Consider the following 9,866-nt stretch of genomic DNA (forward strand, 5'->3'; position numbering starts at 1 on the left):
TTCTGCAGCAGGCCCTCACGGAACAGGGCCTTCGCCACCGCGCCCACGAGCACGACGGCGGCGATGGTGGAGAACATGGGCGCGGCGGCCTCGGCCAGTCCGTCGTGGGCGATGACGCCGGCGACGACGGCACCGCAGACGGCCGCGGTGCCGGCGACGGCCCAGCCGACGGGGACCAGAGCGGCATAGGCGCACAGCACCGGGAACCAGGTCAGGTAGGTGTCCGCGTTCCGGCCGGGCGCCGCGCTCGCCAGCGCGAAGGCGAGCGCGGCGGCGAGCGAGGCGACGGCGACGGGCGGAATCCAGCGCCCTCTCGGGTTAGCCACCAGCCCGACGACAGTGTTGCCGACCGCGACCACCAGACCCAGCCAGCTTCCCCAGCGCAGATAACCCGGGGAGCCCGGAATGCACCCGGCGAGCAGGAAGAGCACCGCCGCGATCGCAGGGGTGACCACGAGAAAACGCCGACGGCCGGCGAACGTACGCCCGCTGATCAAAAACAGCTTCCTCCCGCACTGACCCGCGATGAGCCCGACCGAACGGACCGAGCGGATCAGGCGGGCCGAACGGAGACGAACCGCACCGAGCGGGACGTCGCCCCGGGTGTCGCGGCGACCCCGCATCCGAGAGATCACGGTGCACGACGGCGACAGGACCGGGTCAGGTTTTCTTCCAACATAGCCGTCGATCCGGCGTGACCGACATCACGGCCAGCAGTTTCCTGGCACCGATGCGATTTCACGGCACCGATGCGATTTCACGGCTCGGTACAATTCCTCGACCGATACCGGATACGACGGGAAATCCGGGAAACCAGCGGAATAATTCAGCACAAAAATGACATCCGGGGTACAGAAACGCTCAGCGCCAGGAACGCTCAGTGACAGGAACGCTCAGTGTGCCGCGTCGTCCCAGGTGCGGCCGGCGCCAACGCTCACGTCGAGCGGCACCGACATGGTGTACGCGGAGGTCATCTCGGCCCGGACTAGCCGCTCGATCGCCTCGTACTCGCCGGGCGCGATCTCGAGGACGAGTTCGTCGTGCACCTGGAGCAGCAGCCGGGAAGCATACCCCCCGGCACGCAACGCCCGGTCGACCCCCAACATCGCAATCTTGATGATGTCCGCGGCGGAACCCTGGATCGGCGCGTTCAACGCCATCCGCTCGGCCATCTGCCGCCGCTGGGAGTTGTCACTGGTCAGATCGGGCAGGTAACGACGGCGGCCGAGGATCGTCTCGGTGTAGCCGTCCTTGCGAGCCCGTTCCACGACCCCACGCAGGAAGTCGCGGACCCCGCCGAACCGGGCGAAGTAGGCGTCCATGTGCTCCCGGGCCTCGTCCGGCGCGATGCCGAGCTGCCCGGCGAGGCCGAACGCGGACAACCCGTAGGCCAGGCCATACGACATCGCCTTGATCCGCCGGCGCAACTCCGGGTCGACCTCGGAGACCGGCAGGCCGAACGCCTCGGCGGCCACGAAGGTGTGCAGGTCCTCGCCGGAGCCGAACGCCTCGATGAGGCCCTCGTCACCCGAGAGATGAGCCATGATCCGCATCTCGATCTGCGAGTAGTCCGCCGTCAGCAGCGTCTCGTAGCCCGCGCCGACGACGAAGGCCCGGCGGATCTGGCGCCCCTCGGCCGTCCGGATCGGGATGTTCTGCAGGTTCGGGTCCGCGGAGGAGAGCCGGCCGGTCGCGGCGATCGTCTGGTTGAACGTGGTGTGGATGCGCCCGGCATCGTCGATCATGGGGATCAGCGAGTCGACGACCGTCTTGAGGCGGGCCACGTCACGGTGCCGCAGCAGCACCGGCAGGAGCGGATGGTCGGACTGGACCGCCAGCCAGGCGAGGGCGTCGGCGTCCGTGGTGTAACCGGTCTTGATCTTCTTGGTCTTGGGCAGGCCCAGCTCGTCGAAGAGGATCTGCTGCAGCTGCTTGGGGGAGCCCAGGTTGAACGGCCGGCCGACGATCTCGTGGGCCTGCGCGGCGACCGCGCTGACCTCGCCGCCGTATCGCTTCTGCAGCTCGGCCAGGTGCTCGGAGTCCACGGCGATGCCGGCCCGCTCCATGCCGGCCAGGACCGTGACCAGCGGGAGTTCGATGTCCCGCAGCAGGGTGGCAGCGGAGCGGCGTTCAAGGTCCGCGTCGAGGGCGTCGGCGAGCTCGAGGCAGGCCCGGGCCCGCACGGCGTCCGCGTGCGCCTGGTCGGCCTCGCCGGAGCCGTCGAGGGTCAGCTGCTGGCCGCCCGGGACGGGGTCGGCGGACAGGTCGCGATGCAGGTACCGGGCGACGAGATCGGCCAGGTCGAAGGACCGCTGGCCGGGCAGAGCCAGGTAGGCCGCGAGCGCGGTGTCACTGGTGACGCCGGCGAGCGGCAGGCCGAGCTCGGTCAGGGCCAGCATCGGCCCCTTCACGTCGTGGGCGGCCTTCGGCTGGTTCGGGTCGGCGAGCCAGGCGCCCAGCGCCGCCACGTCCGCGGGGGTGAGCAGCGTCGGGTCGAGCCAGGCCGCGGCACCGCCGGCCGCGGCCAGCGCGAGACCGGCGAGCAGGCCGGTGCCGCGCCCCCAGGTGCCCCGGGCGTGCAGGCCGGTACGGCCGGCTCTGTGGGCGTGCTCGGCGAGCCACCGGACCACCTCGCCCGGCCCGAGCACGGTCAGCTCGATCTCGAACCCCTCGTCGGCGGGAGGCGGCGCGATCGCGAGGGCCGCGTAGAGCCGCTCCCGCAGCACCCGGAACTGCAGCGTGTCGAACAGCTGGTGGACGGCCTCCCGGTCCCAGGGCCGCATCCGCAGGCCGGCGGGGACGACGTCGAGCGGCACGTCACGGGACAGCTCCGTCAGGGAACGGTTGCGGATGACCTCGGACAGATGGGCGCGCAGCGACGCCCCGGTCTTCCCGCCGATCTCGTCGGCATGGTCGACCAGTTCGGCCAGCGAGCCAAACTGCTGGATCCACTTGGTGGCGGTCTTCTCCCCCACCCCCGGCACCGACGGCAGGTTGTCGGAGGGATCCCCGCGCAGGGCCGCGAAGTCCGGGTACTGCACCGGGGACAGGCCGTACTTCGCCTGCACTTCGTCGGGGGTGAAGCGGACCATGTCGCTGATGCCCTTGCGGGTCATCAGCACCGTCACCCGCTCGTCGACCAACTGCAGCGCGTCACGGTCACCCGTGACGACCAGCACGTCCATCCCCTCGGCCGCGCCCAGGGTCGCGAGCGTGGCGATCACGTCGTCGGCCTCGTATCCCGGCGCGCTGACCCCCGGCACCGCGAGGGCGTCGCACACCTGGTGGATGAGGCTGACCTGGCCGACGAAGTCGGCCGGGGTCTCAGCCCGACCGGCCTTGTACTCGGCGTACTGGGTGTGCCGGAAGGTCGGGGTCGGCAGGTCCCACGCCACGGCGACATGGGTCGGCCGCTCGTCGCGCAGGACGTTGATGAGCATGGAGGTGAATCCGTACACCGCGTTCGTCGGCTGGCCCGTGGTGGTGGAGAAGTTCTCCACCGGCAGCGCGTAGAAGGCGCGGTAGGCCAGCGAGTGCCCGTCAAGCAGCAACAACCGGGGCGTCGCCGGGGTCGGCTTCGCGGGGCTCGATGGCGCGGGACTCGGCGAGGGCGCGGCCGGGCCGGCCGCGGTGGCCACAGTGGCGGACGCTGCCGGGCTCCCGGACGGGGACGAGGTGGGGGACGAAGTGGTGACGGACACGCGGCGAGTTTAGGCCGTGGGTCGGACAGTTTCGCCGCGAGCGGGCGGACCGACGCGTCGACCACGTCGCTCCGTCACGTCGCTCCGCCGATCGGTCAGGTCCGCCGATCGGTCAGGTCCGTCCGGTCACGGTTTGACGAGGGTCACGGTTTGACGAGGGAGCTGACCGGGCCGAGCACGGTCCGTTTCCCGGCCCGGACCTCGTACACGTAGACCGTCGAACCCTCGACCTCACCATTCTTCCGGAATCTGATGCGCTTGGTGACCCCGGGAACGTCGACCGAGCCGAACCGGGCGAGCACGGCCTCCCGCGTCGCGCCGCTACCGAGCCCGCGCAGCACCTCGATGACGGCGTTCGTGGCGTCATAGGCCTCGCCGGAATAGGTTCCAGGCCGCGCATCGGCGTTGATCGTCTTGTAGTCGGCGACGAACCCCGCCGCCGCAGGATCGCTGTTCGGGTCACCGCAGGGGCAGGTCAGCAGCATTCCCTCGGCGTTGCCGGCACCGGCCTGGCGGATGAGCTGGTCGTCGTTCGCGCCGTCGCCGCTGACGACCTTCCCGGTGTACCCCTTGCTGCGCAGCGCCCTGGTCAGCAACGCGAGTTCCGCGTAGTAGCCCGAGTAATACACGGCATCCGGATTCTCGGCGAGGATCTTCGTGGCCTGGGACGTGTAGTCCTTCGTCGGATTGATGCCGTCGTGGATCACGCGGATTCCTCGGCCGGTCAGGGCCTTCTCGAGCGATCCGGACAAGCCGGTGCCGTATTCGCTCCGGTCGTCGAGAGAGTAGACCTTGTCCACCTTCACGACCTTGGCGAGGTATTCCGCGGCGGCGGATCCCTGCACGGTGTCCGGGGCGATGACCCGGTAGAAGCTGGTGAACCCGAGATCGGTAAGCGCCGGATTGGTGACCGACGGGCTGACCGACAGCAGCCCGGCCCTGCTGTAGAGCGGCTCACTCGACTTCGTCGGTCCGGAGAAGACGGGGCCGACGACGCCGATGACCTTCGGATTGTCGATCAGCTTCTGTGCGGCGGTGGGCCCCTGCTCGGCCATACCCTGATCGTCCGAGGCGACCAGGCGCAGCCTGAACGGCAGATCCTTGCGCCGGTTCGCCAGCTCGACGGCGGTCAGCACCCCGTCGTAGGCGTTGATGCCAAGCTGCTGGTTGTCGCCGGAGAGCGGCCCCTGAAAGCCGATGACGTATTCCTTTTTCCCGTCGTCACCGGACGCACCACCGCCACAGCCGGCAAGGACGGCCGCGGCCGTCAGCACACCCACGGATCCGAGGGCCCCCCACCGCGTCACGCTCGGTCGGGGCACGCCCCGTCGCCGTCCAGGACCCGTCATGACACGCCCTCCCACAGCACATCGCTGCCGCCACCGCCCCCTCGGCGTCAGAACCCGGTCCGCCGCCACCGCATCATTGGCAACCGATCGAAAGCGGATAGTGACGAAAACGTAACCTTCGGAGGGGTGGAAGGGAAGCGCAAAGTGAGCGTGTCGTAACTTGAAGGAGGTTTCGCCGGTGGGTCCGAAAACGAACGACCTGATCGGAGAAGCGAACGACCCGGCAGAACCCGCAACGGCCTGGTCGGAGGATGCCGGTCGCCGCAGCCATTGCGGCAGCCGCCGCAGCGTCATCGCCGGTCGGTCAGTTCTCCGTCTTCAACGGGACGAATCTGCCGCCGAGTACCGTGTAGAGCACGACCGTGGGCGATCGGGTGTCCCCCCAGCGGTCGAAGGCGACGGAGCCGGTGATCCCCGCGAACGAGCCGCTCCCGATCGCCGTCACGAGGTCGTGCCTGGTGGCCGCGTCCACGGTCGTCCGGCCCGGCAGCACCGTGGCCGCTGCGCGGATGATCGCCCTGGCGGCGTCGTACGCATAGGCCGCGACCGCGGGGATGGCCTCGGCCCGCCGCAGCTCCAGCTCCGCGGCTGGCTCGTTCACCCCGGACGTGCCGCGGGTACCGGCGGCCGGCGGCCCGTGGGGCCCCTCCTCCAGGCCCGACCCCGATGCCGGTGCCGATGCCGGTGTCAAGATGCCGTGGACCGCACTCGGGGTGGTGGTGGCGCCCCGGCCGGGCGAGGCGGTCTCCGCTGGATCCTCCTGGCTCCGCAGGTCCGCAGGGTCCTCCTGGCCCCGCGGGCCCAGGGTCCCACTCGGCCGCCCACTCGTGCCAGGCGATTCCACGCCGCCCGAGGCCCCTGGGCGGGTACTGCCCTCGTCATCCGCCGGTCCCCCGAAGCGGTCGGAGTAGTCCGCGACGAAGGCGCCTGAGGACGGCAGCCGAGTCGGCGGGACCAGCGGACCGATGATCAGGTCGCCGTCGGCCGCCGACCTCGCCTCGTCGGTGTAGCGGGACTGGAGCAACGCGTCCGAACCGAGTACCTGGATCGACGTTCCCGCGTCGGCGAGCCGGGCCCGCAGTTTCCCGGCGAAGGCCGCACCCATCGAGACATAGACCAGATCGGGGGCGTCCTCCTCAATCGCCCGCGCGGTGCCGGCGATCTCGGATCCATCCGTCTCGTCCCCCCGGACCTGGTATACCGATGTCACCGACGCGCCGAGGGCGGCGGCGCGCGCCGCGAAGCGGGCGCCCAGAGTCGTGCCGTATCTCGGTTCGCCGTCGACGACGGCGATACGCTTGCGGCCGAACGTCCTGACCGCGTACTCGGCGGCGACCCGGGCCTGGCGCTCGTCCGTTCCGGCCAGGCGGAAGTAGGACGGGAAGGGCCGGGTGCGCGGCCGGGAACCGGAATCGGTCAGTGTCGGGTCCGCGTTCGACGGGGAGACGACGGGGATGCCCGCGGCGCTCAGCGTGGGCAAGGACACCTTCGCGACGAGTGAGCTCAGCGGCCCGACCACGCCGATGACCTGATTGTTCGCCACGAAGGCGTCCACGGCCTGCGCTCCCCCGTCCGGACGGGACAAGTCATCGTGGGCGGACAGCTCGATGCGCCAGCCCGGGATGGCCCCGGACTTGTTGGCCTCGTCGACCGCGAGCGTGACGGCGTTGCGCGCGCTCACCCCGTCCGTGGAGAGATCCCCGGACAGCGGCGCCATCACACCGAGGGTGGCGACCCGGATGACGCCGGCGTCATCGCCGGCGCCAAGGCTGGCGGCCAGCGTGAACCCCAGGACCGAGGGCACCGCGAGGATCAGGACGGCGAGAGCCGCGAGCGCCGCGCGCCCGCGACCGGTGCGCGATCTGGCCCGGGTCCACCGCCCGATCGAACCGGCCATCGACGCGAGAGACGCCCGCGACGAATCGCTCACCCGGCTTCCGGGATCACGGACACGGAGGTCACGAGCCCGGCAACGCCTCACCCGACAGCACGGCCTCGGCGACCGCCCGCATCGTCCGGCGCTGGTTCATCGAGGTGCGCTGAATCCAGCGGAAGGCATCCGGCTCGGTCATGCCGTGCTCGGTCTGCAGCACGCCCTTGGCCCGCTCGATGATCTTCCTAGCCTCCAGGCGCCCCTGCAGGTCCTCCACCTCGGCCTCGAGGCTCACGATCTCGGTGAACCGGCTCATCGCCATCTCGATCGTGGGCAGCAGGTCCTTCTTCTGGAACGGCTTGACCACGTAGGCCATGGCGCCGGCCTCACGGGCACGTTCCACCAGCTCCCGCTGGCTGAAGGCGGTGAGGATGACGACGGGAGCGATACGGTCTTTCGCGATCTTCGCGCCGGCCTCGATGCCGTCCATCCTCGGCATCTTCACATCGAGGATGCACAGGTCGGGGCGGAGCTTGCCGGCGAGGTTGACGGCCATCTCGCCGTCGCCCGCCTCCCCGACCACCTCGTAGCCCTCCTCCTGGAGCATCTCCCTGAGGTCGAGCCGGATCAGCGCTTCGTCCTCGGCGATCAAAACCCGGCGCGGGTTCGAGGAGGGTTGGCTCATCGAGTCGGACTCCTGGTCTCGGAGGTGCGTCCCTAGTGTGACAGGACGGACGATCGGGGTGGCCGTCCCGCCCCGGGCACGGAGGGCGGGAGGTCGAAACGCACCCTACCCGGATAGAGTCTTCAAGGAGAGGTTCCGGCCAGGTTCGACGGCGATCTCCTCGCCCTCGTCCCGCCCGGTTCCTCCGCCCGTTCCACTTGCCCCAACTCGCCCCTGTTACGTCTGATCCAACACGCTCCACCCGCCGGCCCCGGTACTCCAACGGCAGAGAGACGGTGCTCAAACCACCGACAGTGTGGGTTCGAATCCCACCCGGGGTACGTACAGCATCCACACGCCGAAGTGACGACGCGGATGCATTCCGTGTGGTGAGCCGGACTGGTGCCGGTGGCGGCGCCGCCGAGGCGACAGCGGCCACCGCCTCGATCCGGTCAGCCTGAAGTCTGATCATGATGCTGGCTTCCTGGGCCTCGTGGTGTACCTGGACTGTGAGCTGCGTCAACTCGTAGAACTCGCGCTGGATCTCCTCGGGGGCGTCGTGGAGGCTCAGGCGCAGCCGGGGCAGCGCGCCGAGCAGGGCGGCGCCGTCGACGGTGGGCCGGTTTGAGGTCTGCACGTCGTCCGCAGCGGCAGCGTCGAGGGTTTCCAGTTCGGCGGCTTTGGCGCGCCGCTGTTCCTCGAGCCCGTTGTAGGACTTCCGCAGCCCCTGGCTGAACGGGTCGTCGGGGTCGGCGTCCTGTGCCTGGCGCAGAATGTTCTGCTGGCGGCGGGGCAGGTCCGCGAGGGTGCGCTCCATGGCGACGCGGCGTGCCTGCCGATCCTCGGTTTCCCGGTCGCCCGTCGTCGCGAGTTCAGCGAGGTAGGTCTTCGTCCTGTCGGGGCCGAACAGCCGGTCGGCGTAGAACTCGGTGAGGGCGTAGAGGATGACGTCCTCGCGGATGTAGAACGTCCGGGATGCCCGTCGTACGCGTCGGGTCCGCCGCCGCGGTCGTTCGGGCGCGGCCGGCACTGGTAATAGGGGCTGCCGTGCCGGAGGGTGCCGGCCATCCGGCGGCCACACCTCGTACTCGGCCACGGACTGGTTGATCCGCCGCTGCAGCAGCGACGCCTGCGGGCCATCAAGCCGAATCGGCTCGTTCCAGGCGAACAGCGGCACCCCAGCGCGTTCCAGCGCCCGCTCGACCGAGAGGTTCTCGTACATCCGCCGGGCGATCCGGGACATCGACTCGCAGATCACGACATCGAACCGGCGGCCCGGCGACGCGACCTCGGCCAGCAGATCATCGATCCCGTCGTCCCGCGCGATGGGAACATCGAACCGGGTCACATCGGCCGGCACATGGCCAGTCCCGAAGAGGCCCCATTACTGCAGCCGTCACCTAAACTGGACTGCGCCGCCCGTGGATGCGGGTCTATTAGAAGCCCTCGTCGACGAGTACCGCACCCTTCTCGATGAGGACATAGGCCCTCGCCCACCCGTCACCGACGACCCGGGAGCGGACTTCCACGTGCAGGCGGCCCTGGAAGATCTCCAGAGAGAAGCCGCCGTACATGCCCGGGACCGACAGATAAAGGGCGTCAGTGCCGTCCTCGGAGAGCACCTCGGTGGCGACGTCGCGCAGCCGGACCGCCAACGTCGGGCGGATCGTCGACTCGACGAGCGATGCAAGGTGCCTGTCCCACGCCTCGAACCGGCCGGTCCCGCTAGTCCGGCTCCGTGGCGTCAGGACGTCGGCCAAGTGCTCGTGGCCGCGTTTGCGGGCGATGTCGACCGGCCGCAGTCTCTTAGCATCACGCAGCGTGCGCCACGCGCCGTACGCGATAAGTGCGGCCGCCACATCAACAGGGGCTCCGTGCCAGGCAGCCTGGTGAAGCGGGGTGAACCAGGACGTACCGCCGACCCGACACTGGTTGACGTCGATCGACCGGTCCGCACCCAGCAGCCTGAGCAGGTTGCTCCAGTTGCCATCGCGCGCGGCATCGGCGACGGCGTCGAGGCGCGCGAGGCGCTTGGGCGGCAGGTCGGCGCGGTCGAGGGCTCCCGGCCAGACCCTCGTCGTCTTCGCCTCGCCAGGCCGGGAGTCGGTGTTTACCGGGATGGCCCGGTACCAGGCGGCGAGCGCGGAGAGCACGGCGCCGAACTGGCCGTTCTCCACACACCCGCCCAGGTTGCCCTCGATGAAACGGTCGGACCGGACGAACGCGGTCGCGGCGCGGACGGCATCCGCCGCACCGAGCGGGAGGCCCGCATCGAAGTT

Annotated in this window: 6 protein-coding genes, 1 tRNA gene and 2 pseudogenes; 2 read left to right on the forward strand and 7 right to left on the reverse strand. The window is 70.0% G+C overall.

The genetic code is table 11. The features are described 5' to 3' along the window. From ACY45C_RS03265 to ACY45C_RS03285, 5 genes and pseudogenes are all read right to left on the reverse strand, one after another. Positions 1-623 (reverse strand): annotated as a pseudogene (locus tag ACY45C_RS03265) (putative bifunctional diguanylate cyclase/phosphodiesterase); the annotation flags it as partial. Between the two features lie 270 nt (positions 624-893). Then, positions 894-3,638: a DNA polymerase I gene (gene polA / locus ACY45C_RS03270; RefSeq protein WP_462186172.1), complete on the reverse strand. Its 2,745-nt coding sequence runs from the start codon at positions 3,636-3,638 to the stop codon at positions 894-896. A gap of 206 nt (positions 3,639-3,844) precedes the next feature. Further along, positions 3,845-5,050 (reverse strand): branched-chain amino acid ABC transporter substrate-binding protein, encoded by a 1,206-nt coding sequence (locus tag ACY45C_RS03275; protein WP_462186173.1) that lies wholly within the window; start codon positions 5,048-5,050, stop codon positions 3,845-3,847. 304 nt (positions 5,051-5,354) lie between these two features. Continuing rightward, positions 5,355-6,980: a branched-chain amino acid ABC transporter substrate-binding protein gene (locus tag ACY45C_RS03280; RefSeq protein WP_462186174.1), complete on the reverse strand. Its 1,626-nt coding sequence runs from the start codon at positions 6,978-6,980 to the stop codon at positions 5,355-5,357. Positions 6,981-7,008: 28 nt separating this feature from the next. Further along, a complete protein-coding gene (locus tag ACY45C_RS03285) occupies positions 7,009-7,608 on the reverse strand; it encodes an ANTAR domain-containing response regulator (protein WP_009399419.1) in 600 nt (199 codons plus the stop codon). 247 nt (positions 7,609-7,855) lie between these two features. Here ACY45C_RS03285 and ACY45C_RS03290 point away from each other — a divergent pair. Beyond that, positions 7,856-7,928: transfer RNA gene (locus ACY45C_RS03290), tRNA-Leu, on the forward strand. 152 nt (positions 7,929-8,080) lie between these two features. After that, positions 8,081-8,215, forward strand: a complete 135-nt coding sequence (locus tag ACY45C_RS03295) for a hypothetical protein (protein ID WP_462186175.1) — start codon at positions 8,081-8,083, stop codon at positions 8,213-8,215. Positions 8,216-8,680: 465 nt separating this feature from the next. Here the strand turns inward: ACY45C_RS03295 and ACY45C_RS03300 are convergent. Together ACY45C_RS03300 and ACY45C_RS03305 are read right to left on the reverse strand one after the other, a co-directional pair. Continuing rightward, positions 8,681-8,947 (reverse strand): annotated as a pseudogene (locus ACY45C_RS03300) (recombinase family protein); the annotation flags it as partial. 76 nt (positions 8,948-9,023) lie between these two features. Further along, positions 9,024-9,866 (reverse strand): DUF6508 domain-containing protein (locus ACY45C_RS03305; RefSeq protein ID WP_462186176.1); only part of this gene is annotated, 843 nt, incomplete at its 5' end.

It is taken from the genome of Frankia sp. CcWB2, from assembly GCF_977927585.1.

Bases quoted from the DNA above. Each gene is read 5' to 3' on its own strand.
- ACY45C_RS03275 (WP_462186173.1), bottom strand. From the start codon at position 5,050: ATGACGGGTCCTGGACGGCGACGGGGCGTGCCCCGACCGAGCGTGACG.
- ACY45C_RS03285 (WP_009399419.1), bottom strand. From the start codon at position 7,608: ATGAGCCAACCCTCCTCGAACCCGCGCCGGGTTTTGATCGCCGAGGAC.